Origin of the sequence: Cloacibacillus porcorum, from assembly GCF_001701045.1 — a bacterium.
Taxonomy (GTDB): domain Bacteria; phylum Synergistota; class Synergistia; order Synergistales; family Synergistaceae; genus Cloacibacillus; species Cloacibacillus porcorum.
Map to the genome: position 1 here is coordinate 748,113 of NZ_CP016757.1, position 26,962 is coordinate 775,074.

The 26,962-nt window shown below is 54.4% G+C and carries 31 protein-coding genes; 27 read left to right on the plus strand and 4 right to left on the minus strand.

Annotated features, from left to right (window positions below; genetic code table 11):
• The first annotated feature begins 8 nt into the window (after positions 1-8).
• The 15 genes from BED41_RS16355 (at position 9) to BED41_RS03440 (ending at position 10,867) form a co-directional block, all read left to right on the plus strand.
• On the plus strand, positions 9-179 hold the full coding sequence (locus BED41_RS16355; protein WP_157102250.1) for a hypothetical protein: 171 nt from the start codon (positions 9-11) through the stop codon (positions 177-179).
• A 17-nt stretch (positions 180-196) separates the two neighbouring features.
• On the plus strand, positions 197-421 hold the full coding sequence (locus BED41_RS16360; RefSeq protein ID WP_157102251.1) for a hypothetical protein: 225 nt from the start codon (positions 197-199) through the stop codon (positions 419-421).
• A gap of 12 nt (positions 422-433) precedes the next feature.
• Positions 434-2,101, plus strand: a complete 1,668-nt coding sequence (locus BED41_RS03380; protein WP_066743119.1) for a portal protein — start codon at positions 434-436, stop codon at positions 2,099-2,101.
• Between the two features lie 11 nt (positions 2,102-2,112).
• Complete coding sequence (locus BED41_RS03385; RefSeq protein WP_066743122.1) at positions 2,113-2,442, plus strand: Bbp19 family protein; 330 nt, start codon at positions 2,113-2,115, stop codon at positions 2,440-2,442.
• Positions 2,426-2,722 (plus strand): hypothetical protein, encoded by a 297-nt coding sequence (locus BED41_RS03390; protein ID WP_066743124.1) that lies wholly within the window; start codon positions 2,426-2,428, stop codon positions 2,720-2,722. Before BED41_RS03385 ends, BED41_RS03390 begins: the two co-directional genes overlap by 17 nt.
• A 23-nt stretch (positions 2,723-2,745) precedes the next feature.
• Positions 2,746-3,441 carry a hypothetical protein gene (locus tag BED41_RS03395; RefSeq protein WP_066743127.1) on the plus strand — a complete coding sequence of 232 codons (696 nt, stop codon included), beginning with the start codon at positions 2,746-2,748 and terminating at the stop codon, positions 3,439-3,441.
• Between the two features lie 12 nt (positions 3,442-3,453).
• Positions 3,454-4,461 (plus strand): major capsid protein, encoded by a 1,008-nt coding sequence (locus tag BED41_RS03400; protein ID WP_066743128.1) that lies wholly within the window; start codon positions 3,454-3,456, stop codon positions 4,459-4,461.
• Positions 4,462-4,472: 11 nt separating this feature from the next.
• Entirely contained in the window at positions 4,473-4,874 is a 402-nt protein-coding gene (locus tag BED41_RS03405; RefSeq protein ID WP_066743130.1) for a Bbp16 family capsid cement protein, read from the plus strand.
• 3 nt (positions 4,875-4,877) lie between these two features.
• Positions 4,878-5,201, plus strand: coding sequence for a hypothetical protein (locus tag BED41_RS03410; RefSeq protein WP_066743132.1), 324 nt, complete (start codon positions 4,878-4,880; stop codon positions 5,199-5,201).
• Between the two features lie 119 nt (positions 5,202-5,320).
• Positions 5,321-5,911, plus strand: coding sequence for a phage connector family protein (locus BED41_RS03415; protein ID WP_066743134.1), 591 nt, complete (start codon positions 5,321-5,323; stop codon positions 5,909-5,911).
• Positions 5,908-8,517 (plus strand): phage tail protein, encoded by a 2,610-nt coding sequence (locus tag BED41_RS03420; RefSeq protein ID WP_066743136.1) that lies wholly within the window; start codon positions 5,908-5,910, stop codon positions 8,515-8,517. The genes BED41_RS03415 and BED41_RS03420 overlap by 4 nt, the downstream gene beginning before the upstream one ends.
• Positions 8,518-8,530: 13 nt before the next feature.
• On the plus strand, positions 8,531-9,535 hold the full coding sequence (locus tag BED41_RS03425) for a hypothetical protein (protein ID WP_066743138.1): 1,005 nt from the start codon (positions 8,531-8,533) through the stop codon (positions 9,533-9,535).
• Positions 9,536-9,551: 16 nt separating this feature from the next.
• Positions 9,552-10,019: a carbohydrate-binding protein gene (locus BED41_RS03430; protein ID WP_066743140.1), complete on the plus strand. Its 468-nt coding sequence runs from the start codon at positions 9,552-9,554 to the stop codon at positions 10,017-10,019.
• A gap of 9 nt (positions 10,020-10,028) precedes the next feature.
• Positions 10,029-10,250 (plus strand): hypothetical protein, encoded by a 222-nt coding sequence (locus BED41_RS03435; RefSeq protein WP_066743142.1) that lies wholly within the window; start codon positions 10,029-10,031, stop codon positions 10,248-10,250.
• A gap of 17 nt (positions 10,251-10,267) precedes the next feature.
• Complete coding sequence (locus tag BED41_RS03440) at positions 10,268-10,867, plus strand: hypothetical protein (RefSeq protein WP_066743144.1); 600 nt, start codon at positions 10,268-10,270, stop codon at positions 10,865-10,867.
• A gap of 34 nt (positions 10,868-10,901) precedes the next feature.
• On the opposite strand, the gene BED41_RS03445 is transcribed toward BED41_RS03440, so the two are convergent.
• The gene (locus BED41_RS03445; protein ID WP_437177029.1) at positions 10,902-11,855 is read right to left on the minus strand and encodes an IS3 family transposase; all 954 of its coding nucleotides are present in this window, start codon (positions 11,853-11,855) and stop codon (positions 10,902-10,904) included.
• Positions 11,777-12,142, minus strand: coding sequence for a helix-turn-helix domain-containing protein (locus BED41_RS03450; RefSeq protein WP_066742226.1), 366 nt, complete (start codon positions 12,140-12,142; stop codon positions 11,777-11,779). The genes BED41_RS03445 and BED41_RS03450 overlap by 79 nt, the downstream gene beginning before the upstream one ends.
• 195 nt (positions 12,143-12,337) lie before the next feature.
• Between BED41_RS03450 and BED41_RS16365 the strand changes: the two genes are divergently transcribed.
• From BED41_RS16365 to BED41_RS03500, 11 genes are all read left to right on the plus strand, one after another.
• Positions 12,338-12,964, plus strand: a complete 627-nt coding sequence (locus BED41_RS16365; RefSeq protein WP_157102252.1) for a hypothetical protein — start codon at positions 12,338-12,340, stop codon at positions 12,962-12,964.
• A 17-nt stretch (positions 12,965-12,981) separates the two neighbouring features.
• Positions 12,982-13,329, plus strand: a complete 348-nt coding sequence (locus BED41_RS03455) for a hypothetical protein (RefSeq protein ID WP_066743146.1) — start codon at positions 12,982-12,984, stop codon at positions 13,327-13,329.
• A 2-nt stretch (positions 13,330-13,331) separates the two neighbouring features.
• Complete coding sequence (locus tag BED41_RS03460; RefSeq protein ID WP_066743147.1) at positions 13,332-13,883, plus strand: lytic transglycosylase domain-containing protein; 552 nt, start codon at positions 13,332-13,334, stop codon at positions 13,881-13,883.
• 5 nt (positions 13,884-13,888) lie between these two features.
• Positions 13,889-14,257, plus strand: a complete 369-nt coding sequence (locus BED41_RS16870) for a YcbK family protein (protein ID WP_066748895.1) — start codon at positions 13,889-13,891, stop codon at positions 14,255-14,257.
• A gap of 4 nt (positions 14,258-14,261) precedes the next feature.
• Entirely contained in the window at positions 14,262-14,606 is a 345-nt protein-coding gene (locus BED41_RS03470; RefSeq protein WP_066743149.1) for a hypothetical protein, read from the plus strand.
• Complete coding sequence (locus tag BED41_RS03475; protein WP_066743151.1) at positions 14,603-14,869, plus strand: hypothetical protein; 267 nt, start codon at positions 14,603-14,605, stop codon at positions 14,867-14,869. The genes BED41_RS03470 and BED41_RS03475 overlap by 4 nt, the downstream gene beginning before the upstream one ends.
• Positions 14,847-15,218 carry a hypothetical protein gene (locus BED41_RS03480; RefSeq protein WP_066743152.1) on the plus strand — a complete coding sequence of 124 codons (372 nt, stop codon included), beginning with the start codon at positions 14,847-14,849 and terminating at the stop codon, positions 15,216-15,218. The genes BED41_RS03475 and BED41_RS03480 overlap by 23 nt, the downstream gene beginning before the upstream one ends.
• Positions 15,219-15,255: 37 nt before the next feature.
• Complete coding sequence (locus tag BED41_RS03485; protein ID WP_157102253.1) at positions 15,256-15,534, plus strand: hypothetical protein; 279 nt, start codon at positions 15,256-15,258, stop codon at positions 15,532-15,534.
• 4 nt (positions 15,535-15,538) lie between these two features.
• Positions 15,539-16,009 carry a hypothetical protein gene (locus tag BED41_RS03490; protein ID WP_157102254.1) on the plus strand — a complete coding sequence of 157 codons (471 nt, stop codon included), beginning with the start codon at positions 15,539-15,541 and terminating at the stop codon, positions 16,007-16,009.
• Positions 15,994-16,614 (plus strand): virion core protein, T7 gp14 family, encoded by a 621-nt coding sequence (locus BED41_RS03495; protein ID WP_157102255.1) that lies wholly within the window; start codon positions 15,994-15,996, stop codon positions 16,612-16,614. The genes BED41_RS03490 and BED41_RS03495 overlap by 16 nt, the downstream gene beginning before the upstream one ends.
• Positions 16,615-16,683: 69 nt before the next feature.
• Positions 16,684-18,984 carry a hypothetical protein gene (locus tag BED41_RS03500; RefSeq protein WP_066743160.1) on the plus strand — a complete coding sequence of 767 codons (2,301 nt, stop codon included), beginning with the start codon at positions 16,684-16,686 and terminating at the stop codon, positions 18,982-18,984.
• Between the two features lie 105 nt (positions 18,985-19,089).
• Here the strand turns inward: BED41_RS03500 and BED41_RS03505 are convergent, their stop codons facing one another.
• Both BED41_RS03505 and BED41_RS03510 read right to left on the minus strand, forming a co-directional pair.
• Positions 19,090-19,347, minus strand: coding sequence for a Txe/YoeB family addiction module toxin (locus BED41_RS03505; protein WP_066743162.1), 258 nt, complete (start codon positions 19,345-19,347; stop codon positions 19,090-19,092).
• Positions 19,340-19,600, minus strand: a complete 261-nt coding sequence (locus tag BED41_RS03510; RefSeq protein ID WP_066743168.1) for a type II toxin-antitoxin system RelB/DinJ family antitoxin — start codon at positions 19,598-19,600, stop codon at positions 19,340-19,342. Before BED41_RS03510 ends, BED41_RS03505 begins: the two co-directional genes overlap by 8 nt.
• Positions 19,601-19,736: 136 nt before the next feature.
• On the opposite strand from BED41_RS03510, the gene BED41_RS03515 reads away from it, so the two are divergent.
• Positions 19,737-26,939 (plus strand): LPD3 domain-containing protein, encoded by a 7,203-nt coding sequence (locus tag BED41_RS03515; RefSeq protein WP_066743170.1) that lies wholly within the window; start codon positions 19,737-19,739, stop codon positions 26,937-26,939.
• Positions 26,940-26,962: the final 23 nt, after the last annotated feature.

Here is a 26,962-nt window from a genome sequence, read left to right on the forward strand (position 1 = left end):
CGGCGAGGTTGTATGAAGAGACAAAGGGAGCCGACGTCAAGGCTGAAGCGGAAACGGTGCGGTGTTATAACGGCAGGATGATGGGCTTTCGGCTGCCGGGGCCAGAGGAGATGGCAGGGGTGGAGGCCTCCGCGCTGGATAGGAGGCTGGCGGATGAGGATTTCGATTTTTATTTGTAGGAAAGGAAGTGAGCGGCATGTGTTCAGGAGGAGGCGGGAGTTACGAGCCTACCCCGGTCCCGAAGGTGGTTCCGGGCGCGACGAGCGTGGCTACCGGCGAGACGGCGGATTCCGGTCTGGCTCTTTCAAAGGCGCTGGAGCGTCAGCGCCGACGCAAGGGGGCGGCCTCTACGGTCAGGAATGAGGGCGGAGCCGGAGGTCTTACGGACTCTTCGGGCGGGAAGAGGCTGTTCGGGGAATGACGGTGGTGTGTGATGGAGTATACGGCGGAGCTTAGGAAGGGGCTGGATCAGCGGCGAGCGGCGCTGCGGAATGACGCCTCTTATATTGAACCTCTCTGGCAGGAGCTGCGGGATTATATTCATCCCTTTCGCGGGCGTTTCGCCGGCGAGAAGAATGACAGGCTGCCGGATATGCTTAAGGTGCTCTCTTCGGTTCCCGGGAAGGCGCGTTCCACGCTGGTAGCAGGAATGCAGTCCGGTCTTACTTCGCCCTCGCGGCAGTGGTTTATGCTTTCCACGCATAACGCCGAGCTCTCGGACGACTGGGAGGTGCGCTGCTGGCTGGATGATGTGCACGACCGCATGATGCGCGTGATGCAGGGGAGTAATTTTTATCACGCGCTGCATAATGTCTATGAGGAGCTGGTCACTTTCGGCACCGGCGTGATGGTTATTGTGCCGGATTATAGTAATGTGATCCGCTGTACGACGCTTACGTGCGGCCGCTATTGGCTGGGCGCCTCGAACGGTTATGACATCGACTGTATTTATCGGGATTTCGACCTGACGGCGAAGCAGATCGTCTCTATGTTTGGTGAGAAGAATGTCTCGGACGGCGTAAGGCTGGCGGCTGTGAGCAGCCCTTTTACCCGTTTTGAGGTGCATCAGGCGATTGAGCCGGATTATGAGAGGGTCACGCGTATGCCGTTCCGCTCCTGTTATTGGGAGAGCGGCGGCGACGCGGAGCGGGTGCTTTCTGTGCGCGGTTATCATGGTTTTCCCGCGATGACTCCGCGCTGGCACTGTATTGACAACGATGTTTATGGTTACGGCCCGGGGGCGGAGGCTCTGCCGGACGCAAAGGAGCTGCGGATTCAGATCCGCGACCGGGCGGTGGCGATCCGCAAGCAGGTGGCCCCGCCTCTGGTGGCTCCGGAGGGGCTGCGCCGTTCGGGGGTGCGTTCGATGCCGAACGGGATCACTTATGTGCCGGACGGGCAGATGCAGCAGATTCAGCAGCTGTATAATGTTCAGCTGAATTTGCCCGGGCTGCAGCAGATTATTCAGGAGACGGCGGATTCGATTCGTTCGACGATGTACGCGGATCTTTTTCTTATGCTGCAGCAGTCCGGCGGTCCGCAGATGACGGCCAGGGAGATCATCGAGCGCCACGAGGAGAAGATGCTGGTGCTGGGCCCGGTGCTGGGCAGGCTTGAGAGGGAGCTGCTTTCCCCCGCCATTGAACGTATTTACAGCGTCATGTATGAGGCGGGGCTTATTCCCGAAGCTCCCGAAGCTTTGCGCGGCACGACGGATATAAATATAGAGTTTGTCTCTATTTTGGCGCAGGCCCAGAAGATGCAGGGGATGAAGCCAATCGAGCAGAGTGTGTCGTTTATCGGTTCGCTGGCCGCCTCGTTCCCAGAAGCGGCGGACGCTCTGGATGTAGATGCAGGTATCCGCGAGTATTGTAAGTTGTCGGGCGCTCCCGCCAAGCTGCTGCGCGATCCCAGGGCGGTGGAGGAGATACGGGCCCGCCGCGCGCAGGCGGCCCGTGAGCAGGAGCAGTTGGCGCAGATGCAGGCGGCTATCCAGAGCGGACAGCAGGCGGCCCAGGGCGCGGAGGCGCTGGCGAATACGGATGTGAGGCCCGGCTCGGCGCTTTCGGCGGTCGGCGATCTGCTTAGGAACGGGATGTGAGAGGACGGTGGATGATGGATAGTAGAACTGAATCTGAACGGCGCTTGATGTCCGCCCTTCTGGCTTTTGCCGAGGGGCGGATTTTTGTCGGGCTGCTTATCGAGGAGACGGGGTTTTTAAGGAGTTCCGCGCGTGATTCCCCTACCGCCGAGGATACTTATTACCGCGAGGGCGAGCGTAATGTCGGGCAGCGCGTCTTTGAGATGGCCGTGAGCAGCGGCGCGGATCCCTTGAGGTGTATGAGGGAGCACGGGCGGTGGTGCGAGGAGATAGCGCTGCGGGAGAGGGGCCTTCCCGCGGATGAAGAGGAGGAGGATTTGAGTTATGCAGAACGAAAATGACGCCACCAGCGCGGCGTCGATGATTTTCCCCGGTGTGTCAAAGGAGGACGAGATCGCAAAGCTTTATGAGGTGACTTGTATGCCTCCGGAGGAGAAGCTCAATAAGGAGGAGAAGGAGGATACCTGGTCCGCCAGGCGGTCGGTGATTGTCCGCTCGGCAGATGCCGGAGATGCCTCTTCAAAGGCTGAGGCTTTTCTTTATAGGGAGGAAAAACGGGAGTATAGGGCGATAGAGATCAATCTTTGGGGACCTGTACTAATGACAGCGATGTTTTTATGAGACAGAGGTAAGGAGCGATTTGTATGACGGATGAAACAGCAGTAACACAGAATACCGAGGGCACGCCGCCTGCGGATCCGGCGGCGGCGCAGACGGCTGATAACACTGCAGGCGGTGAACTTGAACGTACCCTGCTCACTGATGGAATAGGGACGGAAACGGCGGCGAAGGCGGGTGGTGCGGATAGGGACGATCTGGACAAGGACTCTAAGGAGGGCGACGAGGGCGATAAGGGTAAGGAGCCCTCCGTGCCGGAGAGGTATGAGCTTACTATGCTGGAGGGCTGGGGGCTCGACGAGGATGGGCTGGCCGAGCTAACGCCGATCATGCAGGGGCTGGGGGCGTCCAACGAGCAGGTGCAGGCGATAGCCGATCTTTATGTGAGGCGTCTGTCGGCGGCGCGCGAGGCGCAGCTTGCGGCGGACGCGGCGACGGTGAAGGCGTGGCAGGATGAGATTGTGCAGGATCCGGAGATCGGCGGCCCCGCTTTGGAGGAGAATCTCGCAGCGGTGAGCCGGGTGCTGGCGAGGTATGCCGGCGATGAGTTTGTCGGTTGGATGAAGGATACGAATCTCGGGAATTATCCGCCGTTTGTAAAGGCGATGGTGAAGATGGCGAAGGATCTTTCCGACGACAGTTTTATCCCAGGTGGACGCGGCGGCGGTATGGGCGGCGACCCGATGAAGGAAGCCGCGAATCTTATTTACGGAAAAATTTAAGGAGGGGTATAGATGGGTATTTTGGGCGGAAATAATCCGACGCTTATGGATATAGCCCGTCGCACGGACGGGAACGGGAAGATCGCAAAGATCGTCGAGATGCTTTCGGAGCAGAATTCTATTCTCGACGATATGATGTTCGAGCAGTGTAACAGCGGCAGCTCGCACAGGACCACGGTGAGGACGGGGCTGCCGGAGGCGGTCTGGCGCAAGCTCTACGAAGGCGTGCCGTCGTCGAAGAGCGAGACGGAGCAGATTATGGATTCCTGTGGAATGCTGGAGACGTACAGCGAGATAGATAAGGCGCTGGCCGATATGGCTCCGGATAAGGGAGCTTTTCTGCTTTCGGAGAGCGCGTCGTTCCTTGAGAGTATGAATAATGAGATGGCCGATACGCTGATTTACGGCAATGAGAAGAAGGATAAGGCGAAGTTCACCGGGCTTGCGGCGCGTTACGGTGCTATTTCCGACGATGAGAAGAAGATCGGCTTTAATGTCATCTCCGGCGGCGGCACGGGGGTGGATAATACGTCGATTTATGTCCTCAACTGGGGACCGCAGACGATGCACGGCCTTTATCCGCGCGGGAGCAAGGCCGGGGTTTCGGTCGATTTCCGCGGTCAGCAGACGGTGCGCGATTCAAGCGGCAATAAGTTTGAGGCTTATGTGACTCATTATAAATGGGATATGGGTTTTACTTTGCGCGACTGGCGTTACGGGGTGCGGATCGCGAATATTGACGTCTCTGATCTCTCGACTTCAGGGGAATCCAGCTCTTCGGCGGCGGATATTATCAATCTGCTGATCAGGGCGTTCGGAAAGTTCCCGAAGGCCGATATGGGCCGGCGCGTGATTTACTGTAACCGCAGGGTTATGACGGCGCTGAATTTGCAGGCGGCGAATCGTTCAACGCTCGCGCTTAAGGTTGACGAGGTCGGCGGCAAGCCTGTGACTTCTTTCTGGGGCGTGCCGATTCGCCAGGTGGACGCGATTAAGAACGACGAAGCAAAGGTAGTATAGGAGGGACGGATATGATACTTGAGAAGGATCTGATTTTTTGCGAGGGGCAGGCGCTTTCGGGCGGAGACGGGGCGTCGGCCGACGTCATAGATCTTGTGAAGGGCGGCGACGCGATCGGCGATGAGATGTATTTCGTCGGTCTCTGCACGGTGGCGGGAGCCGGCGGCACTTCGGCCGTTTTTTCGCTTGAGACTTCGGACGTAAGCGATTTTTCGGCGAAGACGGTGCTTTATAGGAGCGGCGAGATTTTGCTTGCCGCTCTTACTGCCGGAAGAAAGCTTTTTGCGGTGCGCGTCCCTCGCGGCTGTAAACGCTATCTGCGCGGGTATATCGACGTGACGGGGACTTTTACGGCGGGCAAGGTGGATTTGTTCTTGGTGACGGGCGATCATCACTCTTATGAGGATGTGTAGGCCGTGAGCGATTTTAACGTCGAGGTTTTCGCCGCAGACGCATCGGCAGGCTTGTCTCCTGAGGAGGTTTTTAAGGTCCGCGCTTCGTGCGAACAGGAGACGGCGCTCGCGAAGCTGCTTCATGAGGCGGGGGCGTCGGCGGTGAAGAACGGCGCCTCCGTGAATCCTTACGGGGACTGTTATGACGGCTGGGAGGATATCACAGAGGCGGCCCGCGAGGGGCGGCGTATGCAGGCGCGCTGGCTTATGGAGCGCGGTATAGGGCTTGTCGGCAGGGCGAGCCCTAAGGCTGTTCCTCCGCGTATTGACGTCAGCGAGAAGAAATAGACGGCTGGCAAACGCTGTCTGTGTTCAGCAAGGCGGGGCTTTTGCCCCGTCTTTTTCTTTTATCGTAAGGGGTTAAGGGGCTTAAGTTTTTACGATAAAGGAAGAAGGAGGCCGTGAGTATGGGCGAAACTGATATTTGTAACAGGGCTTTGGTGTTGGCCGGCTGTTCGCGCGGTATTACCTCTATGGGAGAGGGCAGCACGGAGGCCGCTATTTGCCGCCGGGTCTATCTGCCGGCGCTGCGGTCGCTGCTTTCGGAGTATCCGTGGCGCTGGGCGACTCGGATCGTCGCGCCGGCTGAAATGGAGGTCTCTGTGCCGGGCTGGCGGCGGCTTTATGATTTGCCGGAGGATTGCCTGGTGGTAACCCGGATTTTTAATGAGGCTGAGGCGAATGCGCCTTTTACGGTGCTTATGGCGGAGGATCTCGGCAATTATGTGAAGGCGGTCGCCACGGATCTTTATCAGGCAAGTATGGAGTATGTCTCAAGCGCGGCGTCGGCGGATATGCCTGAGCTTTTTGCGGAGGCTTTGGCGTATCGGATCGCGATGGAGGTCTGTGTCGCGCTTAAGGGCGGGGATATTAATATGCGCGAGCATTTGGCTAAGTTTTATAACGAGGCGGTACGCCGCGCGGCATGGAATGACGCGAATGAGTGTGTGGTTACCTGCGATGAGTGGGGGGATGAGTATTTGAGGGCCCGCTCATGAGTATCCATACGATTCAGACGTCTTTTGCCTCCGGCGAGATTTCTCCGTCGCTTTTCGGGCGCCCCGATCTTGCGAAGTACGGCTCAGGGCTGCGGCGATGCGAGAATTTTGTCATTCATCCGCACGGTGGGATTTCTAAGCGTTCGGGGATGCGGTTTGTCGCGAGGGCAAAGGGAAGATGTCGGCTGGTGGAGTTTGAGTATAATCTCGGGCAGACGTATGTGTTGGAGTTTGGCGACCGGTATGTCCGTTTTTACCGCGACGGCGCGCAGATTCAGGTTTCCGGCGCTCCTTACGAGGTGGCTACGCCTTACGCGGGCGCCGATATCGACGGGCTTTCTTTTACGCAGTCGGCCGATGTTTTGTATATCGTTCATAAGTCTTATCGGCCGAAGGAACTGTATCGCGTGAATGATACGAATTGGGTGTTGGCGGATTTCGCTTTCAGAGACGGCCCCTTTCGCCCGCATGGAACGGATCAGGAGGATATCGCTGTCGGACTCTCGGGTAAGACGGGTACGGTTACGCTTACGGCCTCCGCCCCGCTTTTTAAGGCCGGTCATGCGGGCGGGCTTTTTTCGGTGGTCCATCATGTGGACGAGGTGACTGTCAGCACCTCCGGCGACGCCGGCGGCGCTTATGTGAGCTCTTATGTGGTGGGCGGCAGCGAAGATTATGAGTCCGGCGAACAGACGCATACGAGGCGTTTTTTTACTGTCCCGGCGTCGGAGGCGTCGAAGTTCACCGCCGGGCGCAGGGTCAAGTTCGGAGAGACGCTGACGGAGGTGGCCTCCGTCAGCGGCGGCAGGGTGACTTTTAAACCGGCTCCGGCCTGGAGCGCCGGGACGATCAGCTGCGCGGTCTTTATGCCCTCTTCAGCGGACGACTGGAGCCGGGAGGTTACGGCTTTTAAGGGCTGGCGGGTGGAGTCCGGCGGTTTTTGGGGCGGCACGGTGGTTCTGGAGTATTGGGACGAGGATGAATCGGTCTGGGTAAAGTATAAGACTTATAGGTCGGAGGTTTATGCCGAGGGGACTACCAGCAGCTGCGGGAACGCAAAGAATTATTCGGATCAGGATACGGTGGATACGCCGACGCGGATCCGTGTGCGCGCGGAGTCTTTTAGGTCTTTTGTTCCGGAGGGCAACAGCGAGGAGGACCGCGGTTATTTTCAGCTTTCGGCGAATGCCGCGGAGCACCGCGCGGTGTTGCGGATCACGGCGGTCTATTCCCCCACTTCGGCCTCCGCGCTGGTGCTTACGGAGGCGGCGGCGACGAAGGCGACGGTGAATTGGGAGGAGGGCGCTTGGAGCGATGTCAATGGCTGGCCGTCGTCGGCTGGGTTTTATCAGGAGCGGCTCGTGATGGGGGCGACGCGGGAGCAGCCGCAAAGTTGGTGGATGTCGAGGTCGGGCGATTATTATGATTTCGGCACGTCGTTTGAGGTGCTTGACGACGAGGCGGTCTCCGGCTCTCTGGTCTCGCGGAAGATGTTTGATCTGAAGTATTTTGTCTCTCTCGGCGATTTGCTGATTATGACTTCGGGCGGCGAGTGGAAGCTTTCGTCCGGCGCCGCCGGCGGTGCGGTGACGCCGACGAATGTGGATGTCGGGCTGCAGGGGAATAGGGGCTGCGCGGATATCGAGCCGGTGGTGATCGGCAATATGATTCTTTTCGTGCAGTCCCGCGGTCTTCGGATACGCGACCTCGGGTATGAGTATGCCTCGGACAGTTATACGGGCAGCGATCTTACTGTTTTAGCCAGGCATCTTTTTGAGGGGCATGAGATCGTGGACTGGGCCTTCGCGCTGGAGCCGGATTCTATGGCTTGGCTGGTGCGCGAGGACGGGCTGCTTATTGGACTGACTTATATCCGCGAGCATGAGGTGGTCGCCTGGGCGCGTTATCCGACGGACGGCGTGGTGGAGCGTGTGGCTTCGGTGATTTCCCGCGGGGCGGATTTGGTTTATCTCTGTGTGAGGCGCGGCGGTGAGCGGTTTATCGAGGTGATGGAGCCGCGGTCTGTTGAGAGCGCCGCGGAGGCTTTTATGGTGGACGCCGGAGTCACACAGCGATTTAGTACGGAGACGGCGGTGATCGCGGGTCTTGAGCATTTGAATGGACGAACGGTCTGCGCGCTGGCGGACGGCGATGTTATCGAGGGGCTGGTGGTCGAGGACGGCCATGTGACGCTGCCGTATGGCGCGAGGGCGGCGCATGTCGGACTGCCTTACGCGGCGGTGGCGGAGACGCTGGATCTTGCCTATGCGCGTCAGGACGGCACGCAGCTGACAAGGCGGTCGCGGGTGGCTTCGGTGACGGCGCGTGTGGAAAAAACTCGCGGGCTGTTTGTCGGTTCCGCCCTGAGGAGCGCCGGTAATGAGGTGTTTGCCGGTCCCGGTATCCCGGATTCTCAGTTTGCGCTGCTGTCGGAGGTCCCGGAACGCTCGGACGAGGAGGCGGGCGAATCTACTCGGCTTTTTTCTAGCGATCATCTTTTTTATCTCAGCTCTGGTTTTGACGAGGGACGGGTCGTGATGTACGCCCCTTATCCCCTGCCCTGTTCGGTGCTGGCGCTGGTGGCGGAGGTCGAGACGGTTTCGTGAAGGAGGTGATGGTATGAGTGTATATGTAGAGAGCTGTAAGAAGGTTTATCTTGGCAACGGTCTGACGCGCGAGTGGAGTTATGATTTTCCGCTGCCGGATGTCTCGTATATGGAGGTCTATGTTAAAGCGCCTGGCGGAACGCCTGAACTGCTGACTTCCGGCTATTTGGTGGATATGGTTGGCAAGAAGGTCACGTATCCGGCCTCGGCGGCCTCCCCCGCTCTCGCGGAGGGCTGGATGCTGGTGCTCCGGCGGGAGGTTCCGGCGACGCAGCCGATGGAGCTGCCGAACCAGCAGGGACGTTTCCTGGCGAAGAATACGGAAGCGGCGCTGGACCGCGCGACAATGCAGATTCAGCAGCTGCGCGAGATACTTTCCCGCGCGGTGGTCGGCCCGGTTGATCAGACGGATTCCGGGGTGGCTTATCAGACGCTTTTAGAAGCGGTTGAGGAGGCTAGGCGGATCCGCGACGAGACGGCGGCGTTGGTGGAGGGGATTTCGCAGGATTATGCGGACGCGCTGGCGGCGGCTCTGGCTCGGTTGGACACCGAGTTGGCGGCGGCTCTGATAGAGCTGAAGGCGAAGACGGACGCTGATGTGGCTGCCGCGCGTTCGGCGGCGGAGGCCGCATTAAGGGAGGCGGATCGGGCTTTCGCTCAAGCTGGAGCCGCCGAGGATTGGGCGGATGCCTCCTGCACCTGTGCGAAGACCGCCGGCGAGCTGGGGCGAGAGTTTGTCGCGGTGATGCAGTCTTATAAGGGGCTGTATACGGAGATCTCCGTCGTAGACGGCGGGGACGCGATGGCTTTTGCCGGGATATTGCTCATTAACGACGGCAGCGACACGGCGGGGTGGGGCTCAGTATCCGAAATACGCGACGGGCAGACGAGCCACGCGGGGAGCTGGTATGTGATTGATCCGCTGGTTTTACAGGCGCTCAATCCCAAGGGAATTAAGGATGTCTCCGAGATAAACGAAAACGGAGAGATAACTATCACCATAGACAATACTATGTAAGAGGAGGATGTAAATCATGGCTACAACTTATGTAAGACGTATCGCACCAGTACCAAAGGGCGTATTTTCCGCAGCTTCAACTTACGCAGCCCTTGACGTTGTTAAATATAATGGCAAGTCCTATATCTGCAAGATCGCCGTTACCACGGCCGGCGCGTGGAACGCCGCGAACTGGATGGAGATATGCTCCGATGGGGCGAACGGAACAAACGGAGCGCAGGGCTCACCCGGAGCCGCGGCAACTATTTCAGTTGGTACGGTGGTAACTGGCGCGGAGGGGGCTGACGCTTCGGTTGAAAATGTCGGAACTACCAGCGCCGCCATATTTAATATCACCATTCCGCGGGGCGCTACCGGGCAAACTGGCAGCAAGGGCGATCCTGGAGAAAGAGGAGTCACTGGCCCTACCGGAGCCACCGGCGCGGGGATAACGAGCATTTCGGCGGTGGATGCCAACGGTGAAATCACCATCACCGTAGGCTAGGCCGAGGCGATGTCTACCAGCTATAAAGTCCGCGTGGCCCCCGTACCCAAGGGGGCCTTTTCCACGACTGCGGCCTATAAGAAAAACGACATCGTGCGCTACGGCACAGCCAGCTATATCTTCACCGCCGATAAAACTGCCGGGGCATGGAACGCCGCCATAGTCCAGCTTGTATGTCAGGACGGGATCGGAGCGGAGATCATGGACGGCGGAAACAGCGCCGGAATCTAATTTTAGGAGGAATCAAAATGACGGAACATACGAGAACGGCGGTCATGACCGCCCCGACGCGCGACACTCACACGAACTGGGCGGCAAACAACCCGATACTTCCCGAGGGCGTGCTGGGAGTGGTTTTCAGCCGCCTTTACAGCGGCAGCGTGGAGTTCTTTGTCGGGGACGGTACGCACACATATGCCGAACTGGAGAAGTCGGGCGATGTACTCAGCGGATATGTCACCAATACTGCGCTTGAGGCCAAAGGCTTTCTTAAAGAAAATAACCTCACTGTGCAGACAGTACAGAATGTAGTCGAGCAGGTGCAGGATTTAGGTTCTATTTCTAGCGCAGTCGCGCTCAACCCCGCTGCGGGAAACATCATAAAAGCCACCGTGGCGGGAGCCGTTACGTTTACGTTAAACGCGGCGGAGACCGGCTGCCGCGTGCTGACGCTGATGCTGACAAACGCCGGGGCCTACACGATAACATGGCCCGCCGCGGTAAAATGGCCGGGCGGCGACGCTCCGACATTCGAGGCCACCGGGACAAGCCTCGTCAACCTCGTGGTACACGGCGGCGTCGTCTACGGAGCTGACCTCTGCACTAGTCAACAAAACCTGGACAGTTGACTTGCTTAACTCTGTATAGTAGGGGGGTATCTCGTTACGTCCTACTCCTAAAACTGCCGTTTCCGCTATACGCCTCCTTATACTGTTTCGGCGTCATGTATCCCAAAGCATAGGCCGGACGCTCTTCATTGAAGAATTTTATGTATTCCTCTATCTCCCGCTCTATGTTTTCTTTGCCTGTTACATGAAAGTCTGTAAACAGCTCCGCTTTCAGCCAGCCGTTTATCGCTTCCATCGCCGCATTGTCCGTAGGAGTTCCGCTTCTGGACATGGAGTGGGCTATATGGTTCAGTTCCAAGATGTCGTTGTATTTCTTGGAGGCGTATACCGCGCCCTGGTCTGTGTGCAGTATCGTCTGCCATTCCGTTTTTTTATCTTTATTCATTATCAGTCCTTCCAGCCCGTCTATGTATGTCATTCTGTCTCCGCGCCTTGAAGACAACGCATGGCTTACTATTTCGTTGTTCCATAGGTCCATATACAGTGTCAGCTCATAGTACGTACCTTTGAAGCAGAATGCCGTCATATCGCTCGCTATGTACTGCATCGGTGAGTATACCGGCAGGCCTGCAAGAAGCAGGTTGGGGAATAATCTGTACGGATTGCCTGGTTTTTTATAACGGTAGTGTTTTGCCTTGCTCTTTATACCGGCAGCCCTGCAACATTTATAGGCGTACGGATCTGAATGGACTATTCCGGTGTCAAGGCGTATCTTCGCGTTAAGCCATCTGTATCCGTGCGACGGATATCTTTTATGATATTCCATAAAGAGCATTACGCTTCTAGCAAAATCCCTCGCTCTTTTGGACGGTTCAAACAGGCTGCGTTTCCAGTTATAGAAGCTGCTTCTGGGAATCCCCGTCACACGGCACAGGATGACTACAGGAAAATACTCGGATAGTTCCAGAATTACTTGGTATTCGAGCTGTCTAAAAGGATATATTCCTTTACCGGACCATCTCCTTTCACCTCGTAGCCTTTTTTTAATCTTGCTTCCGCTACTTTCGCTTTAATCAACTCAACAATGAGTTCTTTTTTTGTCATGGACTCATAATCTGATAGGTCAGGCTGTCTTTCGGAAGGCTTGTAAACATAACTGTCCGAACCGTTTCCGGAAGACTTGGGCGGCAGACTGTTGGAATCACGATACATCCGCATATAGTCCCTAGCCGTGTCGTCGCTGATGCCGTAGGCTTCGGCAGCCTCGTAACGTGTCATTATCCCCTCATAAACTTTTCGTCCGATTTCAAGACGCTCTTCTTTCGTGTATCGCATTACAGGCCTCCTGTGCATATAAACATGGCTCTTGTGCCACAAGATATTATTGTCATGTATAAAAGACAATTATATCTTGTCTCACTTTTACCCCCTATATGTACAGGATTAGTTTAGCAGTGCACCTACCTCGGATATACGAGTGTCCCACAAACGCGCGCTCCTGCTCCAATAGATGGCTATGATAATTTCGCGGTGAAACTATACCCTGTAAACAGCAGAAACCGAAGCGTAGTTTATACTTATTATTCCGGTGGCGAGCACCACCAAGATATAATAGCCCCGAATAATAACGGAGAATGCCTCATATCAATACCCGTTGGTGAAGGATACCCTTATGCTTCTACAGATGAATATAAAGTCGCAAGTGTGGCTGAGCCAAAGATAACGCCGTTTATCTTCAATTTTTTATCCGAAGGCTCTCTGCAAGGGGCCTCATGGTGGTATGAGGACAACACGGTCATTTACGATTACTCGCTGGGAGGGCCAAAGATAACCTCGCTGAGTATTCAGCCGAATGAAGGTTTTTGGCACATCGAATCTATGGGGCTGTCAGCCCCAAACGGATACCTTACCCCCGTCGTCACCGCAGAGCCGGGCTTTGATATCGGCAGGTTAAGCGGCAAGCTGCGGTGGAGTTTTATACCAACAGCTTCCGAACACTATGCAGATGTCCAGTTAAAAATTGATAATACCGGCGGCGCAACCTTTACTGAGATATCTCACCGCTATCGAGGGGAGTGGTGTTTCATTTGTTCAACGACTGATGGATCGAATCTGTCTGCCACAATAAGTGGGTACTTTACTCAGATGTCAGGTTAAAAGAAAGGTTATCAATAATGATGCTAAAAATAATAATAAGTATTCTCGCGGCCTGCCTCATTCACGAGGCGGGCCATTATTTTACGGTGCTGTGCTTCGGCGGGCGGATTGTTTTCCGGTTCGCCTGGGGTAAGCTCTGGGGCAAGGTGCCGATACCGCGCGGTATCTGGTACATGCCGGAAGGTTTTTCGCTGCGGCAGAAAAAGATTACAGCCTTAGCCGGGTTCGGAGCGGAGTTTTTCGCCGCTCCGATTTTTTACGTCGTCGGGCTGGAAGCGTATATATTCGTCGTGCTGCTGCACCTTATCCTCTACCGTTTTTACGCGGGCGAGGCGAGCGATTTTCAGTGGTTTAAGGGGGCGTAATTATGTGGGCGCCAAGCGAAAAGATAGTCCGCTGGCTTGCGCCGGCGCAGAGGTGGAGCCGCCAGACGGGATGTCCGCCCGAGCTGATTTTGGCTGTGATTCAGCAGGAATCCGGCGGAGATCCGGAGGTTACAAGGTATGAGCCGGAATATGAGGAAAGATATAAGGCGCGGTGCGAGGAGATCGCCCGCGCCTGTCGTTTGTCTCCCGAAGTTGTGGCAACTAGCTACGGGCTGATGCAGTTGATGTTGCCTCTTGCTTGGGGGTATATGGGGCCGGATGTGCGCCGTGGCGATGTGGTTGCGGCGCTGCTGGATCCTGAGCAGAATATTCGCCTTGGGGCGGCGCATTTGGGTGTGCTTGTAAGTAAAGAGCTGGCACGGCACAACGACGCAATGAGCCTTGCTCTGGGGCTTAGGAAGGAGATTGACGCCGCAGTTGTCCGTGTGGTCGCGGGTCGTTATAACGGCGGCGGGAGCGGATCAGCTTATGCGCGTAACGTCTGCGCCTTATGGCAGCGGTATGAAAGATATCTGAAGGAGGCCGGTGCTTGATGGCGATGGCTCATGACACGAGGAATTTCAAGGCTGCTGAGTTCTCCTGTCGGTGCGGGCGTTTTGATTGTCCGCATCATGCTGTCGATCAGCGTCTTATGGATGCGCTTCAGCAGCTGCGGGATTTAATTGGCGTGCCTATACACGTTAATTCGGGATACCGTTGCCCATTTTGGAATAAACGTGTCGGCGGAGTCAGGAACAGCACTCATGTGCGTGGGATTGCCGCCGATATCAGGTGCGGGGAGCTTACGCCGGCGGAGCTGGCTAGGTTTGCCGAGGAGGTCCCGGCGTTCGCTAACGGCGGGATTGGCGTCTATAAGAGTTGGGTGCATGTGGATGTTCGCGGCAAGCGGGCGCGTTGGAGAGGGTGATGTCATGTCGCAGACAGAGGTCCGCGATGCCTTTGATTCGCTGAAGGCTATTTTTATGCTCATGATGCCCGGGCTGATTGCTGCCTGTATCACTTCGTCGGTGGATTTTCTGAATAAGCACTGGCTGAAGGATAAGTTTTCCTGGAACCGTTTTATCGTCGGACATATTTCTGATATTACGCTCGGAGGGGCAGTCTATTTGGGGCTGTGCGAGATGGGAGTCGGCGAAGCGGGGAGGCTTGCGGCGGTTTATGTGGCGGTTTCCGCCGGTCGGCCCTGGGTGCGGCGGGTGATCGACGAGAGGCTGGGGGTGAATCACCGGGATGACGGAAGGAAGGATGTCCGGTGAACCGGGTGTTTTCATATTTAAACGCTATGCCCTGGACGAAGCCTCTGGCGATTTTAACGTGGGCGGTTAATTTGTCGGTTTTTGTTCTGGCGTTTGGTTTGGGGCGCGACATTCCTCCGAATGCGAAGGAGCTGGGGATTTATTTCGGCGGCGTGGTTTTTGCGGCGGCGGCCGGCAAGTCTGGCTACGAAGCCGTGCGCAGCCCTAGGTCACGACGCTATGAAGGAGAGGGAGTGCTGGATGGAGCTGAAAACGATGTTTAAAAGCCGCTGGCGCTGGTGGGCGCTGCTGATCGCGGCGATTTTGCTGTTGGCTGCCGGATTTTATCTTTGGCGTTGGGGGCGGGCGCGGATTTATGGGACTGGTGTGCCGGATTTGCCGCGAGATGAGATGACTGCCGTAGATAACGTTACTGAAAAGTTGAAAAGTGTTATTGAAATGGCTCAAGTTGAGAGAAGCAAACTACCGGAGGTGGTTAAAGGTGCGAAAGATGATATCAGGCGTGATGTGGCTGGTCTTGGCGATAATGGTATTGCTGGCCGCTGGAACGGTCTGCTGGGGCGATACCGGGAAGATAGAGCTGCGGCCGAAGGGGTACGCTCTGACGACTGAGGCGTATGTGGTGCCTCTTCGGGATGGGCGCGATACGGTGGAGATGATGGAGTCGCAGGCGGCTGAGCTCAGGGTCATCAGGAGGTACGTCACTTCGCAGGACGTGGCCTTGGATGCCATTAACGCCGAAATCGCGGCTCTTGAGGCTGCCCAGGCGAAGGAACGGGCGGCTTGGGAGAGCCGCGTCGAGAATTTACAGAGGTCGAATAAGAAGCTTATGTCGCCCTGGTCGATCGGGGCGTTCGCCGGGTATGACGCGATTCACCGGGAGGCGTGCGTCGGCGTCGGCCTGGTTTATTCGTTCTGGAGGTTTTAGGATCGTGATTTATCTGGTGCGGGCCAGGCGCCGCCATTGTCTGGAGACGGTACGGGGTATGCGCGAAGCGGACCGGCGCGAGCTGGCGGCATCTTCCGGCGATGTGGAGATGGCGGTGCTGCGCGGGTGGCTCTCTTCTATTTTTTGTTTTGCCGGCGTCGATGAGGCGGGGCGAACGCTGGGGGTTTTCGGCGTTTTCCGCGAGGACGCGCACTGGTGGTGTCCGTGGCTGGTGGGGACGGATGCGCTGGAGGAGTATCCCCGCGATGTGGCGAGGCTTTCTGTCTCGCTTTTTCCGCGCCTGCGGGAGCGTTTCCCGAATATGCGTAATTATGTCGATTCGCGGAATGGTAAGAGTATCCGCTGGCTTGCCAGGCTTGGCTTTAGTTTCAGCGGCCCCGTTCCTCACGGCGTCGCTGGGTTGGATTTTTATATGTTTTGGATCGGGGGCGAAAATGAATGTGTGATCCGGTGACGGCGGTCGTGACTTCGGTCGCTGGAACGCTTTTTTCTGGAGTGTCGCAGATGCAGGCGGCGAAGGAGCAGGCGAAGGCGGCCGAGATGCAGAGTGAGTATCAGGCCCGTGCCCTGGAGTTTAACGCAGGGCAGGCGAGGGGGGAGGCTGAGGCGGTCTCAAGGCAGGGAGCCGCCGAGCAGGAGGCGTTAGCCCGCAGGCAGCGCGCGGTTGCCGCTTCGGGGCGCGCGGCTGCCGGCGCCTCTGGGCTGCTGCTGGATTCTGGCACAGCGGCGAATGTCGAGGCCGGTACGGAGCTGCAGGCGGCGGCCGATAGGGATGTGCTGCGGCAGAATTATCAGCGGCAGCGTTTTGGGCTGGTGAATCAGGCGGTTGGGCTGGAGCATCAGGCAAATGGCGCGCGGGCTGGCGGGGCGGCTTATGCCTCTGCGGTGGAGAATGCCGGACGTGCCGCTTTGACGGGTTCTCTTTTGACTTCCGCCGGTACTGTGGCCGCCAAGTGGGATGATATGGCGGTTGGAAGGAATGGCTTGTCTATGTCATCCAAGGAGCAGATGTTTTTGTATCCTGATTTTACGACACGCAAGCGTTATGGATTTGGTTAGGCCCGCGGGAACGCACGTGGCACTAACGAAGCGCCGGCATGGTTTTATTGTCTGGAAGGAGGTTTATAGATGAAGATTAGAGGAGCCGAGAGTCTGCCGGAGGTGAGGGACGCGGGGCCGGTCGCAGTTCGGCGAACGGTTAATGATCCGGCGGCGTCGGGGTTGGAGGCGGCCGCCGCCGTGAGCGCACGTTTCGGAGGGCAGGTCGCACAGGGGCTGCAGGGGCTTGCTGCCGGTATCGACAAGCTTGCGGCCGACCGCGACCGCGCGAAGGCTACGGAGGCGCTGAATGAGTACATGAAGAGGAGTTCGGAGCTGCTTTATGATCCTCAGTCGGGGCTTATGCTGGCTCGCGGCGCCGGCGCGGAGGGGCTTTCTGTCAGAGCTTATGAGGGGCACAAGGAGCTGCAGAGCGAGATCGGCGGGAAGCTTTCCGGACGGCAGCGGAGGTTGTTCGCGCAGGGTATCGTCCCATATGACCGTGACGTCGGCTCTCGCGTGATGCGGTATGAGGGCGAGGCGATGGCTAGGTACCGCGCCGACGAGGCGGATAAGCTGATCGCCAATACGGCGGCTGCCGCCGCGAATGACCCGGACGGTTTTTCTTGGGAGGCGCAGGAGGAGACTGTTTATCAGGCGACTTTGGGAAGGTATGGCGATCAGGGGGCGGAGGTCAATTTTGAGAATTCAAAGTCTGTGCGGCAGGCGCTGTTGTCGCAGATGGTTCTTAATGTGGCCAAGAGGGATCCTCTGAAGGCGGAGGCTGTTCTTAAGCGGTTTTCCGGAAGCGGCACGGCAGGCGCCGAGGTTCCCGATTTTTCGGACAGGTATAATACGAAGCTTTCCGCGGATGATGAGGCGGCTTTTCAGGAATGGCTTGTCTCCGAGTCCGAGAGGCAGGGGCGCGATGTTTCAAAGGATTTGTTCGATTATGATTTGCGCGGGCTTTTTAAGGAGAGCGGCGGTTTTGGCGGTAATGGACACGCGACGGACAGGTATAAGAAGCCCAATCATCCGACTTTTTCGAGCGGTTCTATTTATAGCACGGGTGATTCTGTGGGCGGAGAGTGGACGGAGGATGGCGGGAAGTGGAGTTTTACGCCCTCTGAGACGAATTTAAGGATGCAGTCCGCCGCCGGTCTGCGCGATTATTTTTCACGGAATGAACCTGATGCGGCGCTTGTGCTGAACGGCGAGGGTAAGGGCGCGGACGCCGTGTTCGAGCCGGCTGTTTATGAGGCGCTGGCGGCGGAGGTGGAGAGGGTGGCTTTGCCGGTTAAGGCTCAGGCTTTTGCCGGCGATATGCTCAAGAAGCACGGTGTGGACGGGCTTGCATCCGCGATCACAGAGGTGCGGGAAACTTATAAGGGCAAGGATGAGGATGTCTATCTCGGGTATGTCAATTCGTTATATTCGGATGTACGCCAGGCGCAGCATGCCGAACTTGAATCCGCGAAATTAGAGGTACAAAAGGCTTTGTATGGCGGCGGTTCATATAGTAAAGTTGCCGGAATTATTGCCTCTTATTCAGAGAAATTTAAAGGCTATGGTACACAGGGCGAAGCGTGGGCGCTGGGTCTTAAGGTTGACAACGACCGTGTACACGGCACCGGGATCTTTGCTCCGAAACCTAGCGAAGCTCTTACACGCACTCCACTTACAAGGGCCGAGGCCGTACGTCAGCTCGTCCATTTCAACCCTGAGTTTGCAAATTTGCCGAAGGAAGAACAAGAACGCCTTGTGCGCCAGAGGCTTGGCATCAGCGAAGAACAGCACAGCGCGTACTTTACTCAGCTTGGCGAAGCAAAGCTGAGAGGAATGTCCAATGCGGATCTGAACAAAGCCGCCGCAATGGGATATATTACTTACGACGAAGTTGCCAAAATTATCGAATATGATAAGAATATATCACCTGGCAATAAGGATTATCTCAAAACTAAAGAGAAAAACATCGAACTCTTCTTGAAAAACTACAGCGGCAGTATCTTCGGCGGCACGCAAAACCCTGCCAGGAATACGGCAGTATTCTACTTCCGTGAAGAGTGCAGAAAGCTCGACCCGGCGGCTCCGGATTTCTATAAGCAGGCTGACGAAGCGGGACGGCGTGCCATGCTTCGGGCCATTGAGGAAAAACATCAGTCGGGTATTCCATTGATAGATGAAGGCTGGATATGGAATAGCGATACAGAACTTGGAACCCTTAAAAAGATCGTAGACGGACTTAAAATCAAGGATACAGTAAGAGATGTCCCTTCACGTCCGTGGAATACATCGCCACAAGAAAAGGAATCTGAAATTTTACGTGAAGGCGAAGATGAAGTGCAGGACGAACTTAACGAGCTGCTCAAGTTGAATCCAAAGGCTGATTAGGCTGAGCGCAGTAATAAAGGAGCCACCGTGGCGCTACCGGAGGCTCCCATCTGCCGCGGCTACACACATCACTTGCTGTCAGTGTTATATTGCAGCATATTGTCGTTATTTGTAGTGGCTGCGGCATTGAACTATTATTATTTCCGTCTCGGTCAGTTTATAGACGAGGCGGTGTTCTCCGTCGATGCGGCGACTCCACAGGCCGGAAAATTCGTGTTTTAACTGTTCCGGCCTGCCCAGTCCTTCATTGCCGTTACGGTCGATATCTTCTATGAGTTGGTTTATCCGCTTGAATATTTTTTTATCCCGGGTATGCCAGTCCAGGTATTCATCCCAGGCTTTATCCGTCCATGATTTATTCATCGCAAGGTATCAGCTCGTGGCGCGTGATTTTGCCCGCGTTCATCTGAGCGACGCTTTCTCTGAGGTGGCGCATGTTGGCCTCGGAGTAGAAGGGGTCGCGAGATATTTCAAATGGCAGTCTATTTTCCCTCAGCATTGCTTTGAAGAAAAGGTTTACTGCCGTCGAGGGATTCATCCCTACATCGGCGCAGAAAGCCTCTATTTCTCGTTTTGTCTCTTCCTCCACGCGGATCGACATTGTTGCAAGTGGCATTATTATCACTCCTTTCAATGAAAATTATAGCATGTTTGTTGATTTATTTGAATACATAGTAATACCATGAATGACGTTGTATTAAATATTTAAGGGCCGCCTTTAAGGTAGGTCGTTTATGTCTGGAGGTTTTTTTATGAACGAAGAACTTTTTAAGTTGGCGCAGGATCCGACCTATTCCATAGAGCGGGGAAAAGAAATGGAAGAGGAGACGATTCTCCCCAGGAATATAAAGCAAGAAGAAAATCTCTCGCGCCTGGCGCAGGACCCGACCTATACGCCAGAACGAAAAGGGGCTGCGCCAGTAGTCGAGGATTATTTGTTTCTCTCATATCCCAACAAGAAAGAGGCGATAACTGAGGCTCGTGTCAGAGGGTATTCCGACGACGTTATTCTTAAACGGCTTGCTCTGTACGAAAAAGACATGCTCTTACGCAAGCAGCCGGCGGATGTCGGCTCTTCTTTTGGACGTACGGATGATTCGGAGGCCAAACGCAAACGCTATTTGCAAATGAATCGCGTCGGCGCTATCTCCAAAGTTACAGGGCTTGACCCAAAAGAGGTATTCATCCGTATAAAAGAGGCTGAAGCCGTCGGTGTAAACCCTGAAGCTTTTTTTGCCGACGAGGATTTTTACCGCTTGGCGAAGTCAAGTGGTGTGGTGAAAGAGCGCATGAGTATAGCGCAGAATGTTATAAACGGCGTGAAGATATCAAAGCTGCGGGACGAACGCGGTGCGCTTTATCATGATAACCTTTTGCGTCCTTCGGACGGTATCACTAAAAGAATACAGGAGATAGACAAAGAGATATCGGAACTTATGCCTCCTGCATATAATCCCGGCCTGAATAAGGCGTTCTTTGACGCGGCAAACAGCATGGGGTCTTGGGTTGATTCGCAGGATCTATGGATGGCGGCCGGAGGATTGGCTTTCGGCGCCCTCGCCGCGCCATTCATCGTCCCCGCCGCTGGTGTGACGCTGGGAACGGCGGCGATAGGGGCGACTGCTGTTTCCGCGGTGAAGATGGCCTACAACACCTCCATGGTTTCACGCATGTTCCTGCGCGAATCGGCGGAGTTCAACGAGGATCTTGTCAAAGAAGGCGTCCCTCAGTACGCGGCGTTGCCGGCTTCTGCCCTTTATGGCGCCGTGTCCGCTGGCATTGAATTCAATATGTTTTCTGGAGTTCTTTCGTCTTTTGGCAAAAAAATTGGCGGCGACATGATAATGGACTATGTGCGCGGCTATGGCAAACGGGCCATAAAAGGTTTTGCGGTCAATCCCGCCATCGCGCCAAGACTCGAAAAACTTACCTCTGTCTTTATGGCAAAGCAGGCTCTGAAATCACCGAGTGTCGCCGGTACGCTAAAGACAGGGCTTATCAGATTCATGGGGCATGTATGGGATGAAGACGTCGAAGAAATGATGCAGCAGGCGGCCTCAATAATCATAGGCGAGCCCTTAAAGATGGCGATGCTTCCGGACTATAAGCATATGACCCTGAGCGAGGCGCTCGGAAGCATTGCCGACGCAGGCATAGAGGCGCTGCCTTCGCTTACCCTGATGATGGTGCCTGGATCCGCTTATTCGACAGCCCGCAATATCGGAGCGGTCAGGAGTTTTCAGAATTCCGGCGAGGGCAAGAGAGTTAAAGCCGCCGAGAACATTCTTACCGACGAAGGCGCTCCTGTCGCGGAGAACAATCTTGTTTTTCTTGGACAGGACGCCGTCAATGAATTCTTCCAGTCAAATCCCGACATCGCGGATGAAGTTGTAAGCGCACTCGGTATAACCGAAAGCAACGTCATAGACGAACTCGGCGAAGTCGCGGTGAGAAAAGAAGATTATGAAAAAGCCGCCGCTGCACATCCTTCGTTCGCCAAGTCTCTTGAAATGGATACTAGGGAAGGTTCCGGCGGTATCACCAAGAGAGAGGTCGCCGAGCGGTTAAGCAAAAAATTACAGGATCCGCTGGAACAAGGCGACGAATACGCGAAAGAGGCTGTCGAGATACGCCGCAACTTAACCAACGAGCTCTCAGCCGCAAGTAGGGACGACGAGGCGAGCCAAGCCAACGCCGACCTTTACAGCCGCTATCTTTATACGCTAGGAAAACGGTTGAAGATAAGCCCGAAAGAGCTGCATAAGATGAGGGTGGAGAAGGCTGAAGGAGGTCGGGCGAATCCGCTTTATAACCAGTCCGTCTGGCATGGAAGCCCGCACAAGTTCGACAAGTTCGGCCTCGAACATATCGGCTCCGGCGAGGGAGCGCAGGCTTTTGGCTGGGGGCTGTATTTCGCCGACAATAAAGAGGTCAGCGAATGGTACAGAAAGAAACTGTCGAAAAAGATGACCGAGCAGCCGGCAGAGCGACATGTTTATTTTAATGGCAATGAAATATTTTTAGATAATAATATCAACTCTAATATTTTAGATCCTTCGTTAAATGTCAGCACAGAACAATTTGTTCTCAATCGTATTGCCTTTGATGTAGAGAACAATTACTTCCATGGTTTTAAGGCATTATTACGTTTGTTAAAAGAAGACCTAAAACAAATAGCACAATCTAAGCCAGTTTATGATCCAGAAAGAGAGAAACTCGTTATCTATCCTGCAAAATACAAGAAAAGGGCGCAAAAAGCTCTGAAATGGATAAATGAAAACGAGGGAAGTATAACTTCTAATCTTATAGAACCGGACAATGGCCAGTTATTCAAGGTAGATATTCCAGATGAAACGCACAACAACTATCTGCTATGGGACAAGGCGGTACCGGCGGAACAGATGGAAAAGGTTCTAAAGGTGATTAAAGAACGGGACGTAGCGCTTCCCGCCGACGTGACCTTCAACGGCAGAAGCTTCGCCGGAATGGATTACGGCGAGATGATTGACGAACTTGATGAGATCGGCGCAGCCGTTTTCGAGAGGATCAAGACATACGTTTATTATGGCGATTCTTTGGAAGATGCTATCAACCGTGCCCGGGAGTCTTACGAGCGGGATATTATACTCGCAGGGGACGACGATCTTGACAAACGCTCCAAATATGACGAAGAAATGTTCTCTGAGCAGGCAAGAGTGGCACGTGATAAGCTTGTCTGGTTGGAAGCGAACAAGGATAGCCTTTCAACTTCCAGCTATTCCCTTGAAGCTATGGTCAAAACGTGGGGCGAAAAAGGGCGTAATTTATATGAGGACTTGAGCGACGAGCTTGGATCAGATAAAGAGGCCAGTCTATTACTCCGCGACGCCGGTATCGCCGGGATAAAGTACCTAGACGGCGCCAGCAGGCACAGGGGCGAGGGCAATTATAACTATGTTATTTTTGACGATCAGGCCGTCAAGGTGTTAGAGACGTATTATCAGCCGATTAACACCGATGTGGACTTGAACAGAAAAATTAAAGTTATTTTATCTGCCGAAAAATTCAACGACGAAACTGCCTTGGCGGTAAGGAACGGTGAAGAGCGGCGTAAGTTTGTGTCAGGTCTTGCCGGTAAGTATCATAACGATTCAACCGGCTGGGAGCTTAGTTTACCGCCAAGCGCCATTAAGCACTCTATCTCAAGCGCCGTCAATAATAAAAATGTTGACTATAGAACGTCGATAGAAATTATATCTGAGCTTCCATTAATCATTAAAAACGCCGTCTTGATAGAGTCTCACGACGATGGTAAAAACGCCTCGAATGTCAAAAAAATCCACAGGATGTTTGCCCCGATATCTTTTAATAACGCAGAGGGCGTATATGTCGTCATGTTGACCGTAAAGGAGATGGACGGTACTTTTGACATGACCGTTGAAGGGGTTTACAAGGCGCATGATGTCAAAGGAGTAAAGAATATACCCGACACCAAGCCCCTACTACCCGCTCATGAAGAGCTTCCCGAAGGGAACGTGCCGGATATTGATATAAGTATAGGCGAGATGCTGAGCAATGTCAAAGATAATGACGGCGTTGCATATTTGCAGCGAGGTAAGGGCAATCGCGGCGGGATTACCTTTAACCGCAAGACTGGAGAATCATTGGTCACTCTCTTTCGCACTGCTGACAGGAGTACCTTTATCCACGAGATGGGACACCTTATACTTGAAGATCTTATAAGATATGGTAATAAGGCAGATCCGGAGACAGAGATAAGCCACGATCTTAAAACTGTCCTTGATTACCTTGAGATTTCAAATATGGATATCTCCGATCTAGACAACCTTGATGAGACGCAGCAAGCCCGACTTACGGAGGCTCACGAGAAATGGGCCCGCGCTATGGAGACGTACGTCATGGAGGGCAACTCCCCTTCAAAGGCGCTGCGTCCGGTCTTGCAAAAGATGCGTATGTGGCTGCTCGATATTTATTCAAATGCGAAGTTTGCCGGAGAAGAGCTGACGCCGGAGGTACAAGATGTATTCGACAGGCTGCTTGCAACCCCTCAGGAGATTGACGAATCTTATGTTGCGGAAACCACAATCGGGGATCTTATCAAAGAAAACGAACTGCTTAAGGAACGGCTTGATAACTTTGAGAAAGAGAAAAAACGGGAGATAAATAACAAATTCCGTCTCGGTGAGGCGCTAGGGTATGACCGGGGCAAGAGCGAAGGAGAACGCGGCGCTAAATTCAAACGCCCAGGCTTTGACTACAAGACAAAGAGCAAACGGGAGGCGATGTTTGAACGTTTTGAAAAAAGGAAAGCTCTGCTTAAAGACGTTGAGGCTTTATTGGAAGGCATAAACCACGACGTCAACGATGAAAATGTTATTTGGTCCGTGCAGCAGGAGATGCTTGAGAAGCTTGCCGAGAGCCGCCAGATCGTCGACCTGCACGATACGGAGCTTGATAGGAAACGTCCAGGCAGACGGCGGCGCAAGTCGAAATTTGCGGCTGTCTATCCCACTCAAAAGATGAAGATGGCGGCCTCTCTCATGGAGGCCATAAAACAGGATCTTGGTCTCGATTATAGGGAAATAAACCCGGCGGATGCTCCATTCGTAAAGCTGATCGAGAAGCTGGAAGCCGCTGGCATGACGCTGAACGACCTGCGGCTTTCCGACGCCAAACTATCCGAGATCGCCGATCTCGCCAAGGAGATAAGTGAAATCCACGCCAGAGGCCGGAGAGAATATGAGGTGTGGAGGGCCGGCATTGTTGAGCAACGCAATAAGATAAACGCGGAGCTCGTGTCCGCACTTGACAAGACCGACGGCAAAGCTAAGCAGGGTCCTATAACCGGTTCCTCCGACCTTTCCAAACAATACGACGGCGTCATGGGAAGAGCGGAGAAGCTAAAGGATTGGACCTATGCCAATACGTTAGGCGCTATCCGTCTCTTCGACTGGATTGGGCACGGAATGGGAAAGTTCGACAGCGCCTTTTCAAAGTATTGTGTGGATGAGGTGAACATGGCCTATGACACGAAGCTGAGACACATCCATGAACGCCACGACAAAATGAACGCGAAGATGAAGGCGCTGGGGATAACCCTGCATGATCTCAGCAAAAGACGTACGGTTGGAGCCTACAGCTATAGCGTCGACGAACTCTTGTCGATCTATACGGCAACGCAGAATGAGAAGTCGTTACAAGCGCTCATATTTGGGAATATGAGAGATTTAGTACCAGATTCATGGTTTTTAGATAACGCTAAAAACCATGACGCGCAGCCGCCGGCAGAAGTTCTGACGCACATCGGAGACTGCATTAAAGCGCTGACGCCGCAGGAGCGAGAGCTGGCAGATTATGTAATCCAGGAATACGACTCGCATTATGAGCGGATGAACAACATTTTTATCGCCACTTTTAACCAGGGCATGATGAAAGAGGAGAACTACACGCCTATGCACAGGTTGGAATACACCTCCAATCACGGGCTGGTAAATGCCGATGAGGCGGCATACGCCAAAGGCGTCGCAAGTCAAGCGGGAGCGCAAAAGGCCGGACTGGAAAGGGGCTTTTTAAATCCGCGAGTGATTCCCGGCAAAGAAATAAACGCAAGGCACCAGGCACCCATGGATCTTGGGTTGCTGTCGATTTGGAATACGCAGGTCGACGCCATGGAACACACAGCCGCTTTTGCGCGGATCGGCCCTAATCTTCACGCGGTGTTTACGGAAAATTTCGAGGACCGTACGGGGCGTTCGTACAATATCCCCAAGCTCATCCGCGAGAAGTTTGGTTCGGGAACGTGGAAAGCCGTACAGGAGTATATCAACCTCGTCAACCGTGACGGGCTGACGGTTGGCAATGATGTATTCAGCCGGATATCCAATACTCTTGGCAAAAATATGGCATACACTTATCTTGCGGCAAATATAGCCACTGTCTTGAAACAGACGACGTCGATACCGCGCTTTCTCATTACCGCTGGACCAGCTCAAATCGGCTGCGCTATCGGAGAATATTTGCAGCATCCGAAGCAATTCCTGGAAGATATCTACGTGATGGATCCGCAGATGAGAGACCGTGTGCCGAACGTTTTTTTCAGTATAAACAAGTATGATCCTACGATAATGGGTGACGCGCAGTATGCCTATAAAAAATCAATTGACACGCTTATCGCACCCATTTCATATATGGATAGGGTCGTAGCGGCCATCGGTTGGAAGGCTACTTATGAGTCGAATGTAAAACGAGGGCTTTCTCATGACCAAGCGGTACGTGCCGCCCAGCGGGCTGTGCTTCTAACTCAGCAAACGCCGTCAATCAAAGACGCGCCCATGATATGGAGACAGAGCGGCCTTGCCAGGCTTTTGATGATTTTTACTTCAGACGCAGCCCCTGTACTCGGGATGACGGTGTATGACCTTGCGCAATCGATAAAGCGAGGAGATCATCCAGCATCCCTGTGCAACATAGCTGCCTTTATGATAAGCGCGGTGGCAATGAAGGCGCTCGTGGACGGAATGCCCGACGACGACAATGATGAGAATTGGGGCGAATGGATCATGTCAGCCTTTTCAAGACAGGCGATTGAGTCGATTCCTCTGGTTGGAAAGGAGTTGATGTCTTTTTGGGAATCTTTCAGCGGGCAGGGCTATAAGGGAACGACCTATTCGGCGTTTGTCGCCCCGCTTTCAAAGCTCGCTCGCGGCTTTGACGATATGACGGCGGATGATTCGGACGAGATTAGCCCTTACACCGGCATGTCAAAGTTTGAAAGAGGCGCGTGGAACGCGATTGAGGGCATGTCTTTAATCACCACGCCACTACCGGTTGTAGGTTCAAAAAGGCTGTACCTTGCAACAAACAATGCGGCTGACGGAGACTTTATGAAAGCGCTGCAGGCAATCATCGGACAGAGAAAAACGATGAAGAAATACTCTATATCGCCGGAGATATAACAGACTACTGTCCCGTGGTTGTG